This window comes from Gordonia sp. CPCC 205515 (assembly GCF_048537925.1).
GTDB lineage: Bacteria > Actinomycetota > Actinomycetes > Mycobacteriales > Mycobacteriaceae > Gordonia.
Map to the genome: position 1 here is coordinate 73031 of NZ_JBCLVJ010000022.1, position 21874 is coordinate 94904.

22 protein-coding genes and 1 pseudogene are annotated in these 21874 nt (G+C 67.8%); 9 read left to right on the forward strand and 14 right to left on the reverse strand.

The annotated features are described in order from the left end of the window. Positions 1-30: 30 nt before the first annotated feature. Complete coding sequence (locus AAFP30_RS26995) at positions 31-651, reverse strand: MarC family protein (RefSeq protein ID WP_419233142.1); 621 nt, start codon at positions 649-651, stop codon at positions 31-33. Between the two features lie 39 nt (positions 652-690). Here AAFP30_RS26995 and AAFP30_RS27000 point away from each other — a divergent pair, with 39 nt between their 5' ends. Continuing rightward, complete coding sequence (locus tag AAFP30_RS27000; protein ID WP_419233161.1) at positions 691-1767, forward strand: magnesium and cobalt transport protein CorA; 1077 nt, start codon at positions 691-693, stop codon at positions 1765-1767. A 3-nt stretch (positions 1768-1770) separates the two neighbouring features. Here AAFP30_RS27000 and AAFP30_RS27005 read toward each other — a convergent pair whose 3' ends face one another. Then, positions 1771-2346: a suppressor of fused domain protein gene (locus tag AAFP30_RS27005; protein ID WP_419233143.1), complete on the reverse strand. Its 576-nt coding sequence runs from the start codon at positions 2344-2346 to the stop codon at positions 1771-1773. Positions 2347-2386: 40 nt separating this feature from the next. On the opposite strand from AAFP30_RS27005, the gene AAFP30_RS27010 reads away from it, so the two are divergent. Then, entirely contained in the window at positions 2387-3061 is a 675-nt protein-coding gene (locus AAFP30_RS27010; RefSeq protein WP_419233144.1) for a metallophosphoesterase family protein, read from the forward strand. Further along, positions 3051-3908 carry a chromosome partitioning protein ParB gene (locus AAFP30_RS27015; RefSeq protein ID WP_419233145.1) on the forward strand — a complete coding sequence of 286 codons (858 nt, stop codon included), beginning with the start codon at positions 3051-3053 and terminating at the stop codon, positions 3906-3908. Before AAFP30_RS27010 ends, AAFP30_RS27015 begins: the two co-directional genes overlap by 11 nt. Before the next feature lie 28 nt (positions 3909-3936). Here the strand turns inward: AAFP30_RS27015 and AAFP30_RS27020 are convergent, their stop codons facing one another. From AAFP30_RS27020 to AAFP30_RS27040, 5 genes are all read right to left on the reverse strand, one after another. Continuing rightward, positions 3937-5121, reverse strand: a complete 1185-nt coding sequence (locus AAFP30_RS27020; RefSeq protein ID WP_419233146.1) for an ABC transporter ATP-binding protein — start codon at positions 5119-5121, stop codon at positions 3937-3939. Positions 5122-5124: 3 nt separating this feature from the next. After that, positions 5125-5955, reverse strand: a complete 831-nt coding sequence (locus tag AAFP30_RS27025; protein WP_419233147.1) for a carbohydrate ABC transporter permease — start codon at positions 5953-5955, stop codon at positions 5125-5127. Positions 5956-5958: 3 nt separating this feature from the next. Continuing rightward, positions 5959-7158 (reverse strand): ABC transporter permease subunit, encoded by a 1200-nt coding sequence (locus AAFP30_RS27030; protein ID WP_419233148.1) that lies wholly within the window; start codon positions 7156-7158, stop codon positions 5959-5961. Continuing rightward, on the reverse strand, positions 7155-8573 hold the full coding sequence (locus AAFP30_RS27035; RefSeq protein WP_419233162.1) for an extracellular solute-binding protein: 1419 nt from the start codon (positions 8571-8573) through the stop codon (positions 7155-7157). Before AAFP30_RS27035 ends, AAFP30_RS27030 begins: the two co-directional genes overlap by 4 nt. Positions 8574-8878: 305 nt before the next feature. Further along, positions 8879-9367 carry a general stress protein gene (locus AAFP30_RS27040; RefSeq protein WP_419233149.1) on the reverse strand — a complete coding sequence of 163 codons (489 nt, stop codon included), beginning with the start codon at positions 9365-9367 and terminating at the stop codon, positions 8879-8881. Between the two features lie 119 nt (positions 9368-9486). Here AAFP30_RS27040 and AAFP30_RS27045 point away from each other — a divergent pair, with 119 nt between their 5' ends. From AAFP30_RS27045 to AAFP30_RS27060, 4 genes are all read left to right on the forward strand, one after another. After that, on the forward strand, positions 9487-10806 hold the full coding sequence (locus AAFP30_RS27045; protein ID WP_419233150.1) for a magnesium transporter MgtE N-terminal domain-containing protein: 1320 nt from the start codon (positions 9487-9489) through the stop codon (positions 10804-10806). Beyond that, complete coding sequence (locus AAFP30_RS27050; RefSeq protein ID WP_419233151.1) at positions 10803-11366, forward strand: DUF1003 domain-containing protein; 564 nt, start codon at positions 10803-10805, stop codon at positions 11364-11366. Before AAFP30_RS27045 ends, AAFP30_RS27050 begins: the two co-directional genes overlap by 4 nt. 263 nt (positions 11367-11629) lie before the next feature. Further along, positions 11630-12892, forward strand: coding sequence for a lytic murein transglycosylase (locus tag AAFP30_RS27055; RefSeq protein ID WP_419233163.1), 1263 nt, complete (start codon positions 11630-11632; stop codon positions 12890-12892). A 37-nt stretch (positions 12893-12929) separates the two neighbouring features. Next, entirely contained in the window at positions 12930-14075 is a 1146-nt protein-coding gene (locus tag AAFP30_RS27060; protein WP_419233152.1) for an Mrp/NBP35 family ATP-binding protein, read from the forward strand. A 23-nt stretch (positions 14076-14098) separates the two neighbouring features. Here the strand turns inward: AAFP30_RS27060 and tatB are convergent, their stop codons facing one another. The 4 genes from tatB to sigE all read right to left on the reverse strand — a co-directional run bounded on the left by tatB (position 14099) and on the right by sigE (position 17463). Then, positions 14099-14563 (reverse strand): Sec-independent protein translocase protein TatB, encoded by a 465-nt coding sequence (gene tatB, locus AAFP30_RS27065; protein ID WP_419233153.1) that lies wholly within the window; start codon positions 14561-14563, stop codon positions 14099-14101. Between the two features lie 39 nt (positions 14564-14602). Beyond that, positions 14603-16039 (reverse strand): S1C family serine protease, encoded by a 1437-nt coding sequence (locus AAFP30_RS27070; RefSeq protein WP_419233164.1) that lies wholly within the window; start codon positions 16037-16039, stop codon positions 14603-14605. A 114-nt stretch (positions 16040-16153) separates the two neighbouring features. Beyond that, positions 16154-16717, reverse strand: coding sequence for a hypothetical protein (locus AAFP30_RS27075; RefSeq protein ID WP_419233154.1), 564 nt, complete (start codon positions 16715-16717; stop codon positions 16154-16156). A 131-nt stretch (positions 16718-16848) separates the two neighbouring features. Beyond that, complete coding sequence (sigE, locus tag AAFP30_RS27080; protein WP_419233155.1) at positions 16849-17463, reverse strand: RNA polymerase sigma factor SigE; 615 nt, start codon at positions 17461-17463, stop codon at positions 16849-16851. 324 nt (positions 17464-17787) lie between these two features. Between sigE and AAFP30_RS27085 the strand changes: the two genes are divergently transcribed. Then, positions 17788-18450 carry an O-methyltransferase gene (locus AAFP30_RS27085; protein WP_419233156.1) on the forward strand — a complete coding sequence of 221 codons (663 nt, stop codon included), beginning with the start codon at positions 17788-17790 and terminating at the stop codon, positions 18448-18450. Positions 18451-18527: 77 nt separating this feature from the next. On the opposite strand, the gene AAFP30_RS27090 is transcribed toward AAFP30_RS27085, so the two are convergent. Genes AAFP30_RS27090 through rfbD form a run of 3 tightly spaced genes read right to left on the reverse strand, consistent with a single transcriptional unit; the run spans position 18528 to position 21497 of the window. Next, positions 18528-19622: a sugar phosphate nucleotidyltransferase gene (locus AAFP30_RS27090; RefSeq protein ID WP_419233157.1), complete on the reverse strand. Its 1095-nt coding sequence runs from the start codon at positions 19620-19622 to the stop codon at positions 18528-18530. Continuing rightward, positions 19619-20521: a glycosyltransferase family 2 protein gene (locus tag AAFP30_RS27095; protein WP_419233165.1), complete on the reverse strand. Its 903-nt coding sequence runs from the start codon at positions 20519-20521 to the stop codon at positions 19619-19621. Before AAFP30_RS27095 ends, AAFP30_RS27090 begins: the two co-directional genes overlap by 4 nt. 55 nt (positions 20522-20576) lie before the next feature. Then, positions 20577-21497 carry a dTDP-4-dehydrorhamnose reductase gene (rfbD, locus tag AAFP30_RS27100; protein ID WP_419233158.1) on the reverse strand — a complete coding sequence of 307 codons (921 nt, stop codon included), beginning with the start codon at positions 21495-21497 and terminating at the stop codon, positions 20577-20579. A gap of 172 nt (positions 21498-21669) precedes the next feature. Between rfbD and AAFP30_RS27105 the strand changes: the two are divergent. Next, positions 21670-21874 (forward strand): annotated as a pseudogene (locus AAFP30_RS27105) (hypothetical protein); the annotation flags it as partial.

Here is a 21874-nt window from a genome sequence, read left to right on the forward strand (position 1 = left end):
GCGGCGGCTACCCGCGCCCCACCCGGGCGGCTAACCGCCGGTGGCGATGAACCCGGCAATCGAGTCGGCGATCAACTGCACCGCGATCGCCGCCAGCAGCAGACCCGCGACCTTGGCGAGCAGGGTGATCCCGCCGACGCCCAGCACCCGGATCAGGAACGTCGAGTACCGAAGGACGACCATCACGATGAGGTGCACGGTGATGATGGCCGCCGCGATCGCCACGTACCCTCCGGCGTCGCCGGCGACGGCACCCACCCCGACGATCACCGCGGCGATCGCGCCGGGACCGGCGAGCAGCGGGGTGCCCAACGGCACGAGCGCGACGTTGACGTCCTCACTCGCCTGTGGAGAGCCGGCGTTACCGAGGCCGGTCAGCAGTTGCAGCGCCACCAAGAGCAGCAACAACCCGCCGGCGCCCTGCAGGGCGGGGATACCGATGTGCAGGTAATTCAGGATCGCTTTGCCACCGACCGCGAACACGCTGATGACCAGCAGACTGACCATCGGCGCCTGCCAGGCGGCGCGGCGTCGGTACTCCGGGGACCGAGTGCCCACAAGACTGAGGAACAGGGGGATCTGCCCAGGTGGATCCATGATCACCACCAGTGTGATCACGGTCGTCGTATAGACCGTCACATCGAAGGGCACCCGGTGATCTTACGAGTAGCATCAGTCCACGTGCCCTCGATGCCGCATCTCCGTCCCGGCGCTCTGGTCCCGCCGCGGCGCGAGAAACGTCCGCTACCGCGCATTCCCGTGCCGGTCGCCCGGGCGATCGTGGACTGCGCGGTCTACGTCGAGGGGCAACGACAGCCGGGGCGGGTCACCTACACCGACGCGCTCAAACAGGTCCGCGAGTCCGGTGCGGGATTTGTGTGGCTGGGCCTGCACGCCCCCGACGACGCCCAGATGGCCCATGTCGGCGCGGTCTTCGGGCTGCACGAACTCGTGGTCGAGGATGCGGTCAACGCGCACCAGCGGCCCAAGCTCGAGATCTACGACGACGTGCAGTTCCTGGTGCTACGCACCGTGAAGTATGTGGACCACGATTCCATCGAGCAGGCGAGCGAGGTGGTGGAAACCGGCGAGATCATGATCTTCGCCGGGCCCGACTTCGTCGTCACGGTCCGCCACGGCGACCACACCCACTTGTCCGGGCTGCGGCATCGTCTGGAGACCAAGCCCAACCGCCTGGTGTTGGGTCCCACCGCGGTGCTGCACGCGATCGCCGACCTCGTGGTGGACAGCTACCTCGCGGTCACCGAGGAGATGGAAGACGACATCGTCGCCATCGAGCAGTCGGTGTTCAACAAGCAGAAACGCTGGCTCGACATCGATCCCGTCTATCTGCTCAAACGCGAGGTGCTCGAACTGCGTCGTGCCGTCACCCCGCTGACCGGTCCACTGGCCCGCCTCACCGCCGATAACACCTTGGTACCCAAGGAAGTTCGACGCCGCTTCCGCGATGTCGCCGATCACCTGTCCACGGTGGTCGAGCGGGTGGTGGAGTACGACGAACTGCTCACCTCGCTGATCGACGCCGCGGCCGCGAAGGTCGGCATCCAGCAGAACAGCGACATGCGCAAGATCTCGGCGTGGGTGGCTATCGGTGCGGTGCCGACGATGGTGGCCGGCCTCTACGGGATGAACTTCGATGTCCTCCCGGGCATGCACGACAGCTTCGGGTTCGCCATCGTGGTCACCTTCCTGCTGATCGTCTGTGTCGGGCTGTGGGCGGTCTTCCGCCGCCATCACTGGCTGTAGTCCCTATAGCTTCGCGCCGGCACGCTGCGGATCGGTGACGTCGATGCCCGCCTCCCGCCACGCCTCCCGCAGCGCCGGCGCCCCCTTCAGCCGTACCCAGGCGGCCTCGTTGGCGGTGATCGGGATCGCCAGCAGGAAACGGACGGCGTCCATCGGCTCGGGCAGCGGGCACTCGCCCAGTTCGTCGGCCTCAAGCAGGAACGCGGTACACGTCGCCCCGTCCCAGGTCGGCTCGGACAGGTCGAGCAGCGCGTCGTCGGTGAGGATCAGTCCCTCCACTGCGGGCGCCGCGGCGACAGTCGCCATCCGCCGGGGCAGGCCCGGCATCGCAGTGCCGCCCCGCATCCGGACAACGATCTCCGCGCGCGGTCCCCGCACCGGATCGGGATTGAGGTCGCCCGGATCCGACATCGGATGCCGGGAACAACCCACGGTCGCGTAGACGACAGCGTCGCCGACCGCGAAGCGCAGCACGTCGATGGGCTCGACACCGAGAAACGTCACCGACGCCCGTTGCGGTTGCGCGCCGACACCGTCGACGACGAAGGTGCTGACCTGATCGGAAACCGCGTCGCTCACGCCGTCCACCGTAGGCTGTGCGACCCGCTAGCCTGTATGGGTGGTGCGTGTCCTGGCGGTCGCCGACGAGGTCGTGGAGTCTTTGACCTACGGCGTCGGAATCGAGGGGCGGCCGGATCTCATTCTCGGCGCCGGGGATCTGCCCTTCGACTACCTCGAGGTGCTGTCATCGTTGTGCGACGCGCCCTGCGTGTTCGTGCCCGGCAATCACGACCGTGACCTGCGCGGCTTCCGGCACGGCCGGGGAGGCTGGACGCGGTCCGGACTGCCGGTGGCCGATCCCGGTCCACCGGGCGCGATCAACGCCGACGGCCGCACGGTCACCGTCGCGGGGCTCCGCATCAGCGGACTCGGCGGGAGTCGGCGCTACAACGGCGGCCCCAACCAGTACACCGACACGACCCAGCGGCTTCGGTCGTGGCGGCTCGCGTGTGCCCGTCCGTCGCCCGACATCCTGCTCACGCACAGTCCGGCCCGTGGGGTCGGCGACGGCGACGACCTGCCGCACCGCGGCTTCGACTGCTATCACGGACTGGTCCGGTCGCTACGGCCCGCGCTGATGGTGCATGGACACATTCACCCCTACGGCACCCATCCGACCGACAAGATCGTCGGTGAGGACACGGTGTCGATGAACGTCGTGGGCTACTGCCAGTTCGACGTCGAGCCCGGTAGCCGCGATTTCCGGGTGGTGAGGCGGCGACATGGTGCGTGACACCGGATTTCCCGAGGCGGACGCGGAGAACGACTTCAGCCGTATGCGACGTCGCGCGGAACTCGCCCGCCTGCAGGCGTGGTTCACCCGGCAACCCGGCGACGTCAACATGATCCTGCCGTTCGACGAGGTCGTCGCCGCCCTGGGCCGACTCGGTGAGACCTTTCTCGGCCTACAGCAGGTCGAAGTCGACACCATCGTCGGAAGTGTAGATCGCACAAAGGATTTCGATCGCTACTTCCGACCCACGTCGTCGCATATCCGGGCCCGATGGCAACGCCTGGCCGCCGCCCAGCGACGCGGCGAGTCGATGCCGCCGGTGCGGTTGTACCGCATCGGCACCATGCATTTCGTGGTCGACGGCCATCATCGCGTGTCGATCGCGATCGCCCGGCACCTGCGCATCATCGACGCGTACGTGACCGAGATCCACACGCGTATCTCCCCCGAGGGGATCACCGCGTCGTCGGATCTGCTGCTCAAAGACCATCGACGGCTGTTCCTCTCCCGGGTGCCGCTGCGCGGTGCGCAGGCCGAGGCCATCCGCCTCGACGACCCCGAGCACTATGCCGAACTCGCGGAGGCGGTGGAGGCGTGGGGTTTTCGACTCTCCCAGGAGATCGGCGAGTTCCTCAGCCGCGTCGAGACCGCACGCCGCTGGTTCGGTGAGGAGTTCGTCCCGGTGGTGCGGATGGCCCGGCGCGCCGAGATCCGCCCCGACGTCGAGAGCGACGCCGAACTCTACATGTGGATCGCCTGCGAACGCTATCGCCTGGTGCGCAAGCACATCTGGGACGACGAGATCCTGCAGGAACTGCACGACCAGGGCCGTCGCCGCCGACGGTAGCCCTTCGAGACGCTCGCAAGCTCGCTCCTCAGGGAGCGGAAGAGAGCCGCAGATTGGCTCCCGACTCCTGATCGAACACCGCGGCCCTGGCCGGGTCGAAGTACAGTTCGACGTTGGCTCCGCGGGTGATCGTCGACTCCGGTGAGAGCCGTGCGATCATCTGTCCGCCACCGGCTTCGGCACCCGAATCGGCCGCGAGCTCGGACAGCGCGTCGCTCGACGCGGCCGGTGCGTCGATGGAGAAGTAGGCGTAGATGTCCGACCCCATCGATTCGATGACGTCGACGTTGGCGGTGAATGTCGAGCCCGCGGCACGCGTGTCGGCGTCGAGGAGCGACGGGTCCTCGAGATGCTCGGGACGAATACCGATGAGGACCTCACCATTGCTTTGTGCGCGTTGCGCATTCGCGGTGAGTTGCTGATGATCGGGCAGCGTGACCGTGCCGATGGCGGTTTCGACGCCATCGCCCGTCAGTCGTCCCGGCACGAAGTTCATTGCGGGGGAACCAATGAACCCGGCGACGAACAGGTTGGCCGGGGAATTGTAGAGCTCCTGCGGTGTCCCGACCTGCTGCACATAGCCGGCGCGCAGCACCACGACACGATCGCCGAGGGTCATCGCCTCGGTCTGGTCGTGGGTCACATAGACCGTGGTGGTGCCCAGACGGCTTTGCAGGCGCGCGATCTCGGCACGCATCTGCACCCGCAGCTTGGCGTCGAGGTTACTCAGCGGCTCGTCCATCAGGAAGGCCTTGGGCGAGCGCACGATCGCGCGGCCCATCGCCACGCGCTGGCGCTGGCCGCCGGAGAGGTTGGCGGGCTTGCGATCCAGGTACGGTTCGAGATCGAGGATGCGTGCCGCCTCGTCGACCTTCTTGGCCACGTCGGCTTTGCTCATCTTGGCCAGCGTCAGCGGGAAGGCGATGTTGTCCCGCACCGACATGTGCGGGTAGAGCGCGTAACTCTGGAACACCATCGCGATGTCGCGGTCCTTGGGAGCGCGCTCGTTGACCCGCTCCCCACCGATGCGCAACTCGCCCGCCGAGATGTCCTCGAGACCGGCAATCATGTTGAGCGTCGTGGACTTTCCGCAGCCCGACGGTCCGACGAGGATGATGAACTCGCCGTCGGCGATGTCCACGTTGACACTGTGGACCGCGGTCGAGCCATCCGGGTATTGCTTGCTGACGTTGTCCAGAACGATGTCGGCCATGGGTTATCCCTTCACGGCGCCGGAGGTCAGACCGGCCACGATTCGACGTTGGAAGAAGAGGACGAAGATGATGATCGGGATGGTGATGACCACCGCGGCGGCGGCGATCGATCCGGTCGGTTCCTCGAATTGCGAAGCACCGGTGAAGTTCGAGATGGCGACCGGTGCGGTGATCGCGCGTTCGGTCGATGTGAGGGACAACGCCAGCAGCAGGTCGTTCCACGCGAAGATGAACACGAGGATCGCCGCGGTCACCACACCGGGTGCGGCGAGCGGAGCGATCACCTTGCGGAACGCCTGCCACGGGGTCGCGCCGTCCATCTTGGCGGCCTTTTCCAATTCCCAAGGGATCTCGCGGAAGAAGGCGGACAGCGTGTAGATCGCCAGCGGCAACGCGAAGGTGATGTACGGCAGGATCAGGCCCGGCCACGTATCGAACAGACCGAGACGACGCTCGATGTTGAACAGCGGGGTGACCAGCGAGATCTGCGGGAACATCGCGATCAGCAGCGATGCGCCGATGAGCAGCTTCTTACCCGGAAAATCCAAGCGGGCCACCGCATATGCCGCCATGGTGCCGAGCACCACCGCGATGACCGTGGTGATCAGCCCGATGCCGATGGAGTTGCGCAGCGCACTGGTGAACGCACTGGTCTCGAAAATGCCCTTGTAGTTCTCCCAGGTCCATTGCTTCGGAATGAAGCTGCCGTCTTTGACACTTCCCGGCGGCTTGAACGAGAGACTCACGATCCACAGCAGCGGAATGATCGCGTACAGCACCACCAAGACATTGGCGATCGACCACCAGACCCGGCTCTTCCCAGTGTGTTTCACGGTCTACCTCCCCTCGTTGTCGGAACCGGGCGCGGCCGTACCGAAGCCCTTGATGAAGACGAAGGCGATGATCGCCACACAGATGAAGATCAGGATGCTGATCGCCGATCCGACACCGAGGTTGAACGCCTTGAACAGGTTGTCGTAGCCAAGCATCGACACCGAGTAGGTGTTGTTGGAGCCTCGGGTCAACACGTAGATGTTGTCGAACACCCGGAACGCGTCGAGAGTACGGAACAGCAGCGCCACCAGGATGGCGGGCTTCATCATCGGAATGATGATGCGCCGCAATCGGGTCCACGCTCCCGCACCGTCGACCTGGGCGGCTTTGAGAAGATCGTCGGGCACCAACGCCAGGCCTGCCAAGAGCAGCAACGCCATGAACGGTGTCGTCTTCCACACTTCGGCGAGAATGATGATGAACAACGACGGCCACTGTTCGGTCAGCGGGGCGCTGCCGTCGGGCAGCAGGTTCGCCAGGTAGCCGGTACCCGGGGTCCACGCGTAGTACCACGAGAATGCGGCTGCGACGGTGACGATGCCATACGGGATCAGCACCACGGTGCGGATGGTGCCGCGCCCAAAGATGGTGCGGTGCATGACCAGCGCTATCGCCATGCCCAGGACCAACTCGATGGCCACCGACACCACTGTGATGAACAGTGTGATGGCCAGCGACGTCCACCAGTACTGATCGGTCAGCACCGTGCCGTAGTTGGAGAACCAGACGAACTCACGCTCCCCCGGCGCCGACAGGCTCATCTTGTTCAGCGACAACCAGAAGGCGTAGATGATCGGGTAGCCGGTCACCAACAACATCATCAACGCAGCCGGTGCGACCAACCAGAAGGCGAGACGACGTTCGGCCGACTTACCCTCGCTGATCTTGCGCGCCACGGCCGGGGCCGGTTCTGCCGGACGAGTCGCCGTGGCCACCCCGGCCGCCGCAGGCCGGGCCGACACAGACTGGCTCGACACAGATTGGGTCGCAGCATCCGGCGCCGCCACCGGTTCGGTGGTCGACGGTGGGGGCACCCACGCGTCCGCGCTCGGCGGGTTCTCGGACCGTTCGTGCGGGGTCACCGACGGCGGTCGAACCGAGGGCTCACGCGGGGTGATGTTGTGCTCGTCGGGCAGCGCATGCCGTCCCGGCCGCAACCGCGGATCGTCCGATTTCGGATCCTCATTATCACCGGTGGTCATGGGATCAGTCCCTCCCCGTCGATGGCACGCTGGACCTGCTCGGCGAGCTCATCGACCTTCGATTCCGGATCCCACGCACCGACCGGACTCAGCGAAGCCGTGATCAGCGTGGATATCGCCTGATAGACCGGCGAGGCCGGGCGGATGGCTGCGTTCTGCGGTTCGAGCTGGGTGCGGATCGCGTCACCCATCGGGTACGCCGCCTCGAAGGCGGGGTCGTCGTAGATGGCCTTGATCGTCGGCGGTGTGCCGCCCTCGATGGAGTAGACCTTCTGCGCCGCCTCACTGGTGAGGCACTGCGCCGCTTTGAAGGCGAGATCCTTCTGCTGGGAGGTGCTCGCCACCGCGATGTTGATGCCGCCCAACGTCGTGCGGGACGGCTTGTCCTCGCGGATGCCGGGATAGCGGGCGAAATTGAACTTCGTTTGCACCGTCTTGTTCACCGGCCCGAGCTCGCTGTCCGCGGGCGGGTTGTCCGGGTCGGCGAACATCTCCTCGTACTGCTTCATCTCCGGGAAGAACGGCACATCGCCGGCTGCGGCATTCGACCGCATCGACGAGAACACGAAGGGCCAGTTGACCTCGTACGCGGCATCGCCGTTCTCCATGCCCAGCCGCGCCGACGATTCGTCGGAGTTCGTCAGGGAGGGATCGTGTCCGGGGGCAGTGGCGATCGCCTTCATGGTGCGCAACGCGGTGAGTGTCGCCTCGCGGTGTTCCGGCGTGTCGTTGAGGGTCTGCTTGTCGGCATCGTTCGGGTCGAGGACCGCGCCCCCGGCACTGACGAGCAGCGAGTTGAACCACACCATCAGACCTTCATATTGCTTGCCCTGCACCATGATGTAGCTCGGACCGCCCTGGGTCCGGATCGCTTCGGTGTCGGCGAGCATCCGGTCCCAGGTGGTCGGGGGCTTGCGGCCGTCGAGATATTGTCGCTGCAGATCTGGCCGGTACCAGAGCAATTGGGTGTTGGTCCAGGTGGGAATCGCGTAAAGACGCTTCGCGCTGTCATCGGGGGTCTTCCACAGCGCGGTCTCCAGCGGGCCGCCGAGGGTGACGGCACCGATCTGCTTGGCCATGTCCTCGGGAACGGGGACTAGCCAGCCGGCGTTGGCGAACTCGGCCGTCCACACCACGTCCATGCCCATCAGGTCGAGTCCGTGATCGTTACCGGCCAGGCGTCGCGCCAACTGCAGACGCTGGTCGTCGGCCGACTTGGGCAGCGGGGTGGTGACGATCGTGTACTCGCCGTTGGAATCCTGCGTGCACTTCTGTCCGACCTTGTCGATGAACGACGCACCGTCGGCCGGCGGGTAGATGTTGATGGTCCGCGGCGTGTAGCCCGACCCGCAGGCGGTCACGATCGGCAACGCGGTGGCCAGCGCAGCCGCCGCCACCATCAGCTTTCGCCTCATCCGCTTCGGCGAGCGGTCCTTCGGTGGTCGGAAAACGTCGGAACTGCCAGCCCGTAACCGCACGCAGCCTCCTCGATGTCGTACGCGGTGCGGACGTGAGCGCCCACACCGGTGACCAGTTGCTCGGCTACGTTATCCGGCATCGTTCGTGACATGCAACACATTCGGCATGAGCGTGCCAGAATGCTGCGAACTGTGATCTGGTGACGTGAATCGCCGCTACGCAGTGACGAATTCGTGACCCGTCGCACGGCGTGTCGGCTCGACAACCCCAGTTTGCGAGCGCCGCCGGTTCGCGAGCACCGTCAGTTCATCGGAAGTCGACTCAACATGTCCCTGGCCCGTTCGGCACTCTTCGGGTCGCAGATCACGTCGTAACGACCGGCGACAAGTTGCATCGTGGACGCGAAATCACGCTGACCGCGCGTGGCGGCATACGGGATGGCCGTGGAGATGAGACCGAAGATGACACCGCCGAGAATGCCGAAGATCAGCGGGCCACCGATCGATCCGCCGACCACCAAGTACACGAGCAGACCGAAGAACAAGCCAAGCCACGCCCCCGACACCAGCCCGGTACCGATCACCTTGCCCCAGGTGAGCCGACCGATCACGCGCTCGACCTGCATCAGATCGACGCCGACGATCGTGACGTCCTGGACCGTGAAGTTCTCGTCGGACAGATAGTCGACCGCCCGTTGCGCCTCGGCATAGGTGCCGTAGGAACCGATCGGCCATCCCTTGGGCGGGGTCGGCAGACCGCCGGGTTGTCCTTGGCGCATCGGATTCGTCATCTCGTGTCCTTCCGGTGGGTCACTGCCAGTCTGCCAGTCTTCGGCGCATGTGGTCGGTACCGCCGACGGCCGCGCGCCACCTCCACGATGCGCGTCACGATGCCACTACCCTTACTCCCATGGCGTCGGTGAGCAAGGTGTTTGTGGCCAGATTGGTCGGGCTGGCCGTGCTCGGACCCGACGGCGAATCCATCGGTCGTGTCCGCGACGTGGTGATCGCCGTGCGCATGCCCGGCCAGCAGCCCCGCGCCCTCGGGTTGGCGGTCGAACTGACCACGCGGCGCCGGATCTTCGTGCCCATGCTGCGGGTCACCACCATCGAACCCCAGGCAGTGACCCTCAACACCGGAACGGTGAGTCTGCGCCGCCTGCAGATGCGACCGGGAGAGGCGTTGGCGATCGGCCAGATCCTCGATACCCGGGTGCGGGTGGACGACCCGGACCTCGAGGAAATCGCGAACATCGATGTGGTCGTCATCGATCTGGGCATCGAGCGCACCCGAACCCGAGACTGGGTGGTGTCTCGCGTCGCCGTGCGCACCGGCCGCAAAGGACTGCGCCGACGCGGCGAAACCCATGTGGTGGAGTGGAATCGGGTCCACGGCCTCACCCAGAGCGCCCTCGAACTCCCCGGCCAGGGCGTGGCGCAGGCGCTGCTGCAGTTCGAGGGGATGCGACCGGCCGACGTCGCCAACGCGTTGCGCGAACTGCCGACCAAACGCCGCGACGAGATCGCCACTGCGCTCGACGACGAACGCCTCGCCGACGTGCTGCAGGAACTCCCGCCCGACGACCAGACCGACCTGCTCGCGCACATGGAACTCGAACGGGCCGCCGACGTCCTCGAGGCGATGGACCCCGACGACGCCGCCGACCTGCTCGGCGAGCTGCCCGACGCCGAGGCCGAATCGCTGCTCGCCCGCATGGATCCCGAGGAGTCCGAGCCCGTGCGGCGACTGCTCACCCACTCCCCCGACACCGCGGGCGGTCTGATGACCTCGGAACCGATCATCGTGACCGCCTCCACCACCGTCGCGGAAACTCTTGCGCGGGTGCGTGATCCGGACATCACGCCGGCAGCGGCGAGTCTGGTCTTCGTGGTGCGGCCGCCGACCGCGACGCCCACCGGCAAGTACCTCGGATGCGCACACCTGCAGGCACTGCTGCGGGAACCGCCGGCCAACATCGTCGGCGGCATCCTGGACACCGACCTGTCACACCTGAGTCCCGAGGACTCGCTGGAGACCGTCACCCGCTATTTCGCGACCTACAACCTGGTGTGCGGACCCGTCGTCGACGATGAAGGACACCTGCTCGGTGCGGTCACCGTCGACGACCTCCTCGATGACCTGCTGCCCCGGGATTGGCGCGAAACCGAGCCCGACGACGAGCAGGGCGCCGCACCCTCGGCGGCCGGCCAGGCTGGAGCGGGCGCGTGAGCGCCGAACAGTCCGGGCGCCGTCTCGACACCCCGCAGGGCGGGCGCAGATTCTCGGTCAACATGGACACCGATGTCATCGGCGTCTACGCGGAGCGGATCGCCCGCTTCCTGGGCACCGGCAGTTACCTGCTGATCCAGACGGTCATCGTCATCGTGTGGATCGCCATCAACCTCGTCGCGGTGTCGCTGCGATTCGACCCGTACCCGTTCATCCTGCTCAACCTGGCGTTCTCCACCCAGGCCGCCTATGCCGCACCGCTGATCCTGCTCGCCCAGAACCGCCAGGAGAACCGCGACCGCATCGCCCTGGACGAGGACCGAATGCGCGCCGCGCAGACCAAGGCCGACACCGAGTTCCTGGCCCGCGAACTCGCGGCGGTGCGGTTGGCCGTCGGCGACACCGTCAGCCGCGACTACCTGCGCAAAGAGCTCGACGATCTGCTCGATGAGCTGACCGAACGCCTCACCGCCGACCGCGGTGATCTGTCCCGGCCGGTGGACGACGACGACGCCGGTCATCGCCACGATCGGGGTACTCGCCGGCGACACGACGGCTGAACCGCGGTCACGAGGTCGGCACCGTCGAGTGTGTTGCCGTAAAGATTTGTCGGGTTCCTGTATTGGGACGTGCGACCCATATGTATCGTGGGTCACGTCGGGCGGCTGGGAGTCGTACGGGAGCGCGGTCCGACGGCATATCACGAGTGACCATCGGGTGGGGACATGTTTGTGCACGGTGACATCGGGCCAGAAGACGTCGGGGCAGAAGACATCGGAGAACGCGTGAGCACACGGGCCGCGGCGGGGAGCCTCGAGCGATGATGGCGCGTGTGTTCCGTCGTAGCCAGGGCCCGCGTCGGGGCGTTCCGCGTCGCGCGTTGACCGTGGGCGCCGGTGGCGCCCTGGTCGGCGCCATGGTTCTCGGCGCCGCCACCTCGAGCGCGCAGGGCGACACGATGGCCGCGCGTACGGTCGTCGAGCAACCGACCGTCCCGGCGGTCGCGGTCGACATCGTGCCCGGCAATCCGGTATCCCTGCTCGGGTTCGCCCCGCCGCCGAAGAAGATCGACTCCGCGACCGACCCCGCTGCGGTGGCCCCGCAGTTCCGGATCAGCGGGGACCTGCCCTCGGGTCCGCTGGGCATCCCGGGCGTCGTACTGCAGGCCTACAAGCTGGCCGCCAACCGCGTCGACGCCGAAGAACCCCAGTGCAAGCTGCCGTGGTTCCTGCTCGCCGGTATCGGACGCATCGAGTCCAATCACGCGTCCAACGGTTCGGTCGACCAATACGGCACCACCATCAACCCGATCCTCGGACCGGTCCTCGACGGTTCGCTGCCGGGCAACGAGGTGATCACCGACGGCCGCGGCGGACACGTCAGCGCCATGGGGCCGATGCAGTTCATCCCGAGCACCTGGGCCCGCTGGGGAACCGATGCCAACGGCGACGGAAAAGCCGACCCGCACAATGTCTTTGATGCCACCTACTCGGCGGGCAGGTACCTGTGTGCCGGCATCACCGACATCATGGCGTCGAACAACAAGGTCGCCGCGGTGATGCGCTACAACCACTCGCTGGAGTACGCCACCAACGTGCTCTCCTGGGCCGCGGCGTATGCGACCGGCGTCATGCCGACCAACCCGATCCCCGAACCCAAGCGGCCGGTCGACAAGGACAAGGACAAGAGAAAGAAGAAGCCCACGAAGCCGTCGACCGGCACGTCGACGACACCGACGGCACCGGAGGGCACCTCCCCGCTCCCCCCGAGCCCGCAGGGCACCCCACCGCCGGCCTGTCTCGGCACCATCTGCCTGCCGCCACAGCTGGTACCGCAACTCCCACCGCAGCTGCTGCCACCGCAGATGCAACCGAAACCGGCACCCAAGTCAGCTCCACCCGGACCGACGTCGTGCGCGCCCAAGCCCGCGCCGAAACCGGGCGTCCCGCCGACCCCGCGCGCGCCCAAGACCTGTGCACCCAAGCCCGGCGCACCCAAGGCCGGCGCACCCAAGCCCGGCGCGCCCAGGCCGGGCATGCCGACGACGACCCCGGTTCCCGCGGCCCGGCCGGGGGCCGCAGGCTGAATCCGGCCCCGGTCGGCCGACCGATAAGCTGGCGGTGATGACTACCGGAGTACTGCCCACCGAACCCGCGATCCGCGCGGCCCTGTCCAAGGTCAACGATCCCGAGATCGGGAAGCCCATCACCGACCTGGGCATGGTGAAATCGATCGCGATCAACGACGACGCGAGCGTCGATGTCGTGGTGTATCTGACCACCTCGGGCTGCCCGATGCGCACCGAGATCTCCGGCCGGGTCGAGCGTGCGGTCGCCGACGTGCCCGCCGTCGGCACGGTTCGGGTCGACCTGGATGTGATGGACGACGACCAGCGCACCGAGCTGCGCAAGAAATTGCGCGGCGACAAGGCCGAGCCGGTCATCCCGTTCGCCCAGCCCGGTTCCCTCACCCGCGTCTATGCCGTCGCCTCCGGCAAGGGCGGCGTCGGCAAGTCGAGCGTCACCGTGAACCTGGCCACCGCGCTGGCCGAGCGCGGTCTGTCGGTGGGCGTGCTCGACGCCGACATCTACGGCCACTCGGTGCCGCGGATGCTCGGCAGCGACGCCAAACCAACACAGGTCGAGCGCATGATCATGCCCCCGATCAGTCATGACGTGAAGTTCATCTCGATCGGTCAGTTCACCGACGGCAACACCCCGGTGACCTGGCGCGGACCGATGCTGCACCGTGCGCTGCAGCAGTTCCTGGCCGACGTGTACTGGGGCGACCTCGACGTACTGCTGCTCGATCTGCCGCCGGGAACCGGCGACGTCGCCATCTCCATCGCCCAGCTCATCCCGGGCGCCGAGATCCTGGTGGTCACCACGCCGCAGCAGGCGGCCGCCGAGGTTGCCGAGCGTGCGGGCGCCATCGCGCTGCAGACCCGGCAGAAGATCCTCGGGGTCGTGGAGAACATGTCGTGGCTCGAATTGCCCGACGGCAGCCGGATGGAACCGTTCGGTTCCGGCGGCGGCGCGAAGGTCGCCGAGCGCCTGACCCGAGCCGTGGGCGCCCCCGTCGAGTTGCTCGGTCAGGTGCCGTTGGAGCAGGCACTGCGCGAGGGCGGCGACGCCGGCGATCCGGTGGTGCTCTCGGCACCCGAGTCGGCGTCCGGCGCGGCGCTGCGGGCCATCGCCGACAAGTTGGCGGTGCGACGTCGGGGACTGGCCGGGATGAACCTGGGTATCGATACCACGCGCCGCGACTGACGTACTCCCCCGACGTCAACCGCTCAGGTGGCGTCCCAATCGGTGATGTCGTGGCGGCGGGCGGTCGCCTCGGCGTCGCGGGTCGGTGTCTGTGCGACCTCGTGCTCGACGGCGGGATGTTCCGGGGACGGCAGCGGCGCCGACACCGGTTTGATCTCGGGGGTCGTGGTTGCCGATCGATCGATGGTGGTCGCGTCGAGTCCTGCGGTGAACAGCGAGTCGTCGCCGTCGAAAAGGTGTTTGGTGACGATGGCCCGCGGTGTCATCCCACGCAATTCGTTCAACTCCGACAACGGTTTCCGCAGTTCGTCGAACTCCGGTCCGAGTTCTTCCTTGAGCTGATCGGTGGCTCCGGTCGCGTAGTCACGCACCTGCCGTAACGACTTCATCGTCCACGACACCGCATCGGGCAGCCGTTCGGGGCCGAGGATGATCAGGCCGGCCGCGAGCAGCACCATGATCTCGCCCCACCCGATGCTGCTGAACATGTGCTCTTCCCAACCACTTTCAGACCGTGCGGTCCGTCCTCAGTCACTCGCCGGCGTGATCGTGCCGTTGAACGTGCGGCCATCTCGCCAGTAGGTGAACGGTACCGCCGCACCGATCTTCGCCGTCCGAACCGCCACCGTCAACTCGTCGGCACTCTCGATGGTCCGTCCGTCGAAGGAGGTGATGACGTCGCCCTCGGCCACCCCCGCCTGATCCGCCGGACCACCGGCCACGACGTTGACGACCTGCGCGCCGAGCACCCGATCGTTGCGCACCGAGGACGCGTTCACACCGATCTGCGGGTGATTGACCTTGCCGTCCTTGATCAATGCCTGCGCAATCGGCACCACCTGATTGATCGGGATCGCGAACCCCAGGCCGATGGATCCGCCGCCGGGCACCAGACCCGCAGTGTTGATGCCGACGACGGCTGCGTCGTCGTCGACCAGCGGCCCGCCCGAGTTACCCGGGTTGATCGCCGCGTCGGTCTGGATGGCGTCGATCACCGCGTCGGTGTCGGACTCCGCGTCGGGTCGCAGCGGCACGGGACGGTGCAGAGCACTGACGATGCCGCTGGTCACCGTGCGGTCCAGGCCCAGCGGCGACCCGAATGCGACGACCTCTTCGCCGATCTGCAGCGAGTCGGAGTTGCCCAGCTTGGACACCGTCAGGTTGTCGATGTTGTCGACCTTGAGCACCGCGAGGTCGGTCTTGGTGTCGCGGCCGACGATCCGGGCGGGCACCCGTTTGCGATCAAAGAACACCACTTCGAGTTTGGCGTTGCGATCGTTGGCCGCCATCGAGATGACGTGGTTGTTGGTGACGATGTAACCGTTCTTGTCGAGGATGAAGCCCGACCCGGTGCCGTAAGCGCTCGCGGTGCGTACGTCGATGGCCACCACCGACTTCTCCACCGACTGTGCGACTCGCGCCACCGCCGAGCGGGGCGCGGTCCCGCGGTCGCCGTCGCCGGTGGCGAGTTCCACGGATTCGGAGTTCAGCGGCGACACCACTTCGGCGGTCCACCGCCCGACGAGGCCGCCGAACACGCCGATCAGCAGCGCCAGCGCGCCGAGAGTGGCGAGCGCGACCCAGCTGACCCGCTTGCCGAACAGCACATCGCCGATGCCGAGTTTCGGTCCGGGATCGGTCGGTTCGGCGACCGTTGGCGCGGTCAGCGCCGGGGTGTCGAGGGCGGCGATGCTCTCCGGGTCCCGCCACGGGTCGTCGGGGGCCGGCGGTGTCTCGTCCTGCCCGTAGGCGGCGAGGGGGTCACGTTGCAGGGTCTCGGCGCTGTCGTCGGGACGGCCGAATGCCTCGGCGAGCACGGGGTCGGGTGGGCCGATTGTCGGCTCCTGCCGGTCGGCGTCCACCTGCTGCGACGCGGCGAACGATCCGTCGACCCCCTCCGGCCTGCCGAAGACCGCGGCCGTTTCCCGGGAACTGGGGGCATGACGAGAAGCGTTGGACAACAACGGCTCTCGCGCATCGGTGGGCGCCGACGAGCGATCGGCGGCCCACTGCGCGGCGTCATCGGCCGCGCTCTCGGGGGCAGGATCGAGCGCGTCGGGATCAGTGTGGTCCACGGGTCAGCGGCCCCGCCAGCGACTCATGCGGCCACGGGTGCTGTGATGATCGGCGATCTCGTCGCCAGCACGATCCCGCCCGGCCTCGGTCACCGGGAATCCCGGCGCGAGCGGCGCTTCGGGGCTCAGCGGGGAGGATCCCCCCTGCGACCCGGTCATGTCGATCTCTCGGGTCGGAATCTGACTGAGTTGGCCGAGCAGTCCCGCTGGCAGCGAGACATCGCCGGCCGAGCGGAGACGGGAGCGGGCGGCGACCTGCGCGTCCACCGCAGCCATGCACTCGGTGCACAGTGCGAGGTGCTGCGCGGCGCGCATATGCGCAGTCATCCCCAACTCGCCGTCGGCGAAGGCGGCGACCGCTTCTGCAGCGAGATGCTCGGTGGGGGCGAACCGGCGCCCACCCGGCGTGCCGGGGGCGCGATAGGTGCGATTCGGGGAGAACGATGTGGTGACCGGCGTCCAGGTGGCCGGGTTCCAGGCCGACCGACGTCGTCGACGGAGATTCGACGCGGGTATCGGGAGGTCTCCCCGCTCCCCCGAGGCAGGTCTACCCCGGTTCATCTCCATCACATCTCTCACCCCTTCCACACGGCAGAGTTCACCGCCGTCAGTCGATACCCGAGCCTATCCGAAGAAGACAACGACGCTCGGCGGCGTGTGGTTCCCGGATTCGGTGTCGAAGCGCCCGGCGTCGTATTTCAGTGGGTGTCGCTGCCGATGGCCACCGAGCGGCTGCTGGTGTGCCCCTGGGCGGCGAGATGGTCGCGAATCGTCTGCCGACCTCGGTGGATGCGGCTACGGACGGTACCGAGCTTGACGCCGAGGGTGGTGGCGATCTCCTCGTAGGACAGACCCTCGATGTCGCACAGGACGACGGCCGCACGGAACTCCGGAGGTAGCGCGTCGAGCGCCTGCTGCAGGTCGGGATCGAGTTTCGCGTCATGGTAGATCTGTTCGGGATCGGGTGTGTCGGACGGCACCCGGTCGTACTCCTCGGGCAGTGCCTCCATGCGGATCTTGCTGCGACGACGCACCATGTCGAGGAACAGGTTCGTGGTGATGCGGTGCAGCCAACCCTCGAAGGTTCCGGGCTTGTAGTTGGAGAGCGAGCGGAAGACCCGGATGAACGTTTCCTGGGTGAGGTCCTCGGCGTCGTGCTGGTTGCCGGAGAGGCGATAGGCGAGCCGATAGACCCGGTCGGCATGTTCACGAACCAATTCGTCCCACGACGGCATCAACGCGTTGTCGCCGGTGGCATCGAATCCGGCCGTCCCGTTCGGAACGACATCTGCAGACCCCATGGGATCAGTCATATCGGGTGGCCAATTCCCTTCCCCGTGTATCCGCCGGAGTTGACGGATATTCATGATGGTGAACACCGCTGGTGGCGGTGGTATTCCGCTCCCGCATCGCGCGCCGCCCCGGGCCGGTGATCGGCCTCGTCTCGGTGTGCTGCCTAAACCCTCTCCTACCGGCGTGTGGTCGCCGTATGAGACTCCTGAGGGTTTGCTGAGGAACTCTCCGCCTCGGCTCGTCCACCCCGCTGACCACCGACTTCGGGCCCGACCGTCCACCGAGTTCGGAGTCGACGGGCGTGCCGTCACGGCATTCGCGCACCGGCGACCTAATCTCGTGGGGTGACCGATTCAACCGGCGACGCCCCACCGGCCGCGGACCGTGCCGCGCTCATCGACTACGCAGAGACAGCGATCGTCGAGGACGACGCGCTCGTCGCCGCCCGGGCCCGCGCCGACGAACTCGGTGCCACCCCCATCGCCCCCTCCGTGGGTGCCCTGCTCGCCCTGCTCGCCCGCCTCTGCGACGCGCGGGCCGTGGTGGAGATCGGTACCGGTGCCGGCGTGAGCGGCCTCTGGCTACTCAACGGGATGGCCACCGACGGGGTGCTCACCACGATCGACCCCGAACCCGAACATCACCGCGCCGCCCGCGCGTCGTTCGCGAGTGCGGAGATCGCACCGGGCCGGACCCGACTGATCAACGGCAGTCCGCGCGACGTCCTGCCGCGCCTCACCGACAGCTCCTACGACCTCGTGTTCGTCGACGGCCCGCTGCTCCAACTGCCGAGCTACGTGGCCGAGGCGATCCGGATGCTGCGACCCGGCGGCGTGGTGGTGGTGCACAACGCGACCGCCGACGGGGCCGTCGCGGACCGCTCCCGGACCGATCCGCCGGCCGCCGCGGCCCGCGAGGCGGCGGTGATCATCGCCCGCGACGGGCGCCTGCTGCCCCTGGGGGTGCCGCCGGGCGCAGGGGTGCTCGCCGCGGCGAAGGCACGCTGAGCCGGCCGCCGAACTATCCGTCACACGTCGGTGCTGAAGCGAATACCCCTCCTGACCGCCGGCCGCCGAACTATCCGTCACACGTCGGTGCTGAAGCGAATACCACTGTCGGGCAACTGAACTCCGGGCCACACCCGTGCCCCGCGCAGTAGTTCGCAGCGGGCACCGATGTCCGCGCCGTCGCCGACCACGGTGTCACGGATCAGCGCGCGCGGGCCGATCCGCGCACCGAATCCGATGATGCTGCGTTCCACCACCGCGCCGGCCTCGATCACCGCGCCGTCGAAGACCACCGCGCCGTCGAGTCGGGCGCGCGGCCCGATCTCGGCCCCGCGGCCGACGACGGTGCCGCCGATGAGCACGGCGCCCGGCGCGATGCCTGCGCCCTCGTGGACGAGCGACTCCCCGTGCCGGTCACCGAGTGCCGGGGACGGCGCGATGCCGCGCACCAGATCGGCCGAACCGCGGACGAAGTCCTCCGGGGTACCCATGTCGCGCCAGTAGGCGTGGTCGACGTGGCCCTGGATGTGGCGGCCGTCGGCGAGCAGTTGCGGGAACACCTCGCGCTCCACCGACACCGGCCGACCGGCCGGGATCTGCTCGATGATCGACCTTGTGAAGACGTAGGTGCCGGCGTTGATCTGATCGGTCGGCGGGTCCTGGGTCTTCTCCAGGAACGCCGTCACCCGACCGGTCTCGTCGGTCGGCACGCAGCCGAACGCACGCGGGTCGCTGACGTGCACCAGGTGCAGTGTCACGTCGGCGCCGGACTCCTCGTGGGTGTTCAGCACCTCACGAACGTCGGTGCCGCCCAGCACATCTCCGTTGAACACCAGGATGGTGTCGGCGGTCAGTGCGTCGAAGACGTTGCGGATGCCGCCACCGGTGCCCAGCGGTTCGGTCTCGGTGACATAGCGCAGGCGCAGGCCGAGTTTCGATCCGTCGCCGTAGTACTCGGAGAAGGTCTGGGCCTGGAACGACGTGCCGAGCACGACGTCGTCGATGCCCGCGGCCTTGATCCGCGACAGCAGATGGGTCAGGAACGGGACGCCTGCGGTCGGCAGCATCGGCTTGGGCGCCGACAGCGTCAGCGGACGCAGCCGAGTGCCCTTGCCGCCCACCAGGATCACCGCTTGCACGGCGGGGGCGTTGCCTGTGTTCTCACTGGTCACCGGGAGGTCCCTTCCTCAGATGTGTCTGCAGTGGCGGGGTCGGGGGTCCGACGGGCCGCGTAGACCGCGACCCGGGAGCGCATCGCAAGTCCGGCCCGCAGCGCCAGGCGCAGCGGCGCCCGCCACGGACCTGGGTTGCGATCGGCCTGGAACTGGTATGCGCTGCGATGGTGCGCCGGCAGCATCTTCTCCGGATTGCGTCCGGCCGCATGGCCTTTGGTGTGCACGATCGTCGCGTCGGGGACATAGACGTTGAGCCAGCCCGCCTTGCCGAGCCGGTCGCCGAGGTCGACGTCCTCCATGTACATGAAGTAGCGGGAGTCGAAACCGCCGACCGCCTCGAAGGCCTCGCGGCGCATCAGCAGGCACGAGCCGGACAGCCAGCCCACCGGACGTTCACTGGGTGCCGCGTCGTCGGCGCGGTAGGCGCGGGTCCACGGGTTGGACTTCCACACGTGCGAGAACAGGGCGTGTCCGATACCCGAGGTGAGGTCGGGGACGCGGCGGGCGGACGGGTAGATCGCCCCGTCGGGTTCGTGGATCAGCGGTCCGAGCGATCCGGCACGCGGCCAGCGCTGGGCGGCGGCGAGCAGTTCGTCGAGCGATCCCGGACCCCAGTCGACGTCGGGGTTGGCGACCGCGATGAACTCGATGTCCTTCTCGAGCGCGGCCACCGCACGGTTGATGCCACCGCCGTAGCCGATGTTGCCCCCGGTGTGGATCAGCGTGACGTTGTCGAACTCCTGCTCGGCGGCCTCGGGCGCGCCGTCGGTGGAGCCGTTGTCGGCGATGATCACCGGCGGGGTCGGCGAGGTCGCCTTCTCCAGGCTGCGCAGGAAGGTCGTCAGGTGCTCCCCCGAGGAATAGGTCACCGTCACGACGGCCAACTGAGCGGTCACCGCGTCAGCGTAACCAACGCCGTCGTCGCCGCGGGCCCGCGCGCCCGGTCCGGGCTCAGCCATGCGCCGGTTCCGGCGCGGTCACGGCAGCATGCAGCGCGACCCGCCAGTCGCGCAGCGGGGTCAGTCCGGCCGCCGCCCACGACGCCCCGGACAACACCGAATACGCAGGTCGTGGCGCCGGACGCGGGAACTCGGCGGTGGTACAGGGCTGCACCCGCGCCGGGTCGGCACCCACCTCCTCGAATACTCCGCGGGCCACCTCGTACCAGGTCACGTTGCCCTCATTTGTGGCGTGCACCACGGCTCCGGTTGCCGTGTCGCGGTGCGCCGGATCGGCGAGTTCCCAGAGACCGACGGCGAGATCGACCGCATAGGTGGGGGAACCGGTCTGGTCGTCGACGACGGAGATGGTGTCGCGGGCGGCTTCGAGGCGTCGCATCGTGCCCACGAAGTCGGGGCTGTCGGGGCCGCCGGTGTAGACCCACGCGGTGCGCACCACGGTGGCCCGCGGATCGGCGGCCAGCAGCGCGCGCTCCCCGGCGAGCTTCGTCGCGCCGTACACCGTCTCCGGTTCGCCGGTCACCTCGTCGGGCTCATACGGCGCGGTGCGTCGCGGCCCGTCGTCGGTGGCCGCCGCCCCGGCGAAGACGTAGTCGGTGGACACGTGGATCAGGCGCGCGCGGGCCTTCGCGGTGGCACGGGCGAGGTTCTCCGGTCCATCGCGGTTGACCGCGGCCGCCCGCGCCGCATCGGACTCGGCGGCGTCGACATTGGTGTAGGCCGCGCAGTTGAGGACGACGTCGTCGGAACCGAGCCCGGCGAGCGCCGCAGCGACCGAGGCGGCGTCGGTGATGTCGAGGTCGGCCGAGCTCAGTGCGCGGACGGCGGAGCTGGTCGACGACCGCGCCTGCAGTGCGGTACCCAGTTGACCACCGGCGCCGACGATGTAGGTGGTCGGACTCATGGCACACATCGTGCCGCACGTGGGAGGTCCCGACCTATCGGGCACGGTGTTATGTCCGTCTCGGCGACGCACGGCGTTGCGTTCGACGATTTCATGCGTCACTTCAGTAGCCTGGCGTCAGAACAGCAACATCCGAATCACGAACATCACGAACAACGCGACGAGAGGGATAGACCGGCCCGTGGAGTCTCGACCCGATGGTGCACCCGGACGTTCCGGCGGTCGCGCACGTCCCGACCGGCCCGCCGACGACCGTGCCCGGCGCGCGCGTCCCCGGCCCGAGGAGCACCCGGCCGACCGGGCGGCGCCCCGACGACCCGTCGACGGGGGCGCCCGCCGGGGGGCGGCCGGACGCGGGGGGCCGGGGGCGCGTCGCCCGCCTCCCC

Bases quoted from the DNA above. Each gene is read 5' to 3' on its own strand.
- AAFP30_RS27030 (WP_419233148.1), bottom strand. From the start codon at position 7,158: ATGACCACCGGTGATAATGAGGATCCGAAATCGGACGATCCGCGGTTG.
- sigE (WP_419233155.1), bottom strand. From the start codon at position 17,463: ATGACTGATCCCATGGGGTCTGCAGATGTCGTTCCGAACGGGACGGCC.
- rfbD (WP_419233158.1), bottom strand. From the start codon at position 21,497: ATGTGTGCCATGAGTCCGACCACCTACATCGTCGGCGCCGGTGGTCAA.
- AAFP30_RS27045 (WP_419233150.1), top strand. From the start codon at position 9,487: ATGGCGTCGGTGAGCAAGGTGTTTGTGGCCAGATTGGTCGGGCTGGCC.
- AAFP30_RS27040 (WP_419233149.1), bottom strand. From the start codon at position 9,367: ATGACGAATCCGATGCGCCAAGGACAACCCGGCGGTCTGCCGACCCCG.
- AAFP30_RS27075 (WP_419233154.1), bottom strand. From the start codon at position 16,717: ATGGAGATGAACCGGGGTAGACCTGCCTCGGGGGAGCGGGGAGACCTC.
- AAFP30_RS27000 (WP_419233161.1), top strand. From the start codon at position 691: ATGCCGCATCTCCGTCCCGGCGCTCTGGTCCCGCCGCGGCGCGAGAAA.
- tatB (WP_419233153.1), bottom strand. From the start codon at position 14,563: ATGTTCAGCAGCATCGGGTGGGGCGAGATCATGGTGCTGCTCGCGGCC.
- AAFP30_RS27015 (WP_419233145.1), top strand. From the start codon at position 3,051: ATGGTGCGTGACACCGGATTTCCCGAGGCGGACGCGGAGAACGACTTC.
- AAFP30_RS27055 (WP_419233163.1), top strand. From the start codon at position 11,630: ATGGCGCGTGTGTTCCGTCGTAGCCAGGGCCCGCGTCGGGGCGTTCCG.
- AAFP30_RS27020 (WP_419233146.1), bottom strand. From the start codon at position 5,121: ATGGCCGACATCGTTCTGGACAACGTCAGCAAGCAATACCCGGATGGC.
- AAFP30_RS27060 (WP_419233152.1), top strand. From the start codon at position 12,930: ATGACTACCGGAGTACTGCCCACCGAACCCGCGATCCGCGCGGCCCTG.
- AAFP30_RS27035 (WP_419233162.1), bottom strand. From the start codon at position 8,573: ATGAGGCGAAAGCTGATGGTGGCGGCGGCTGCGCTGGCCACCGCGTTG.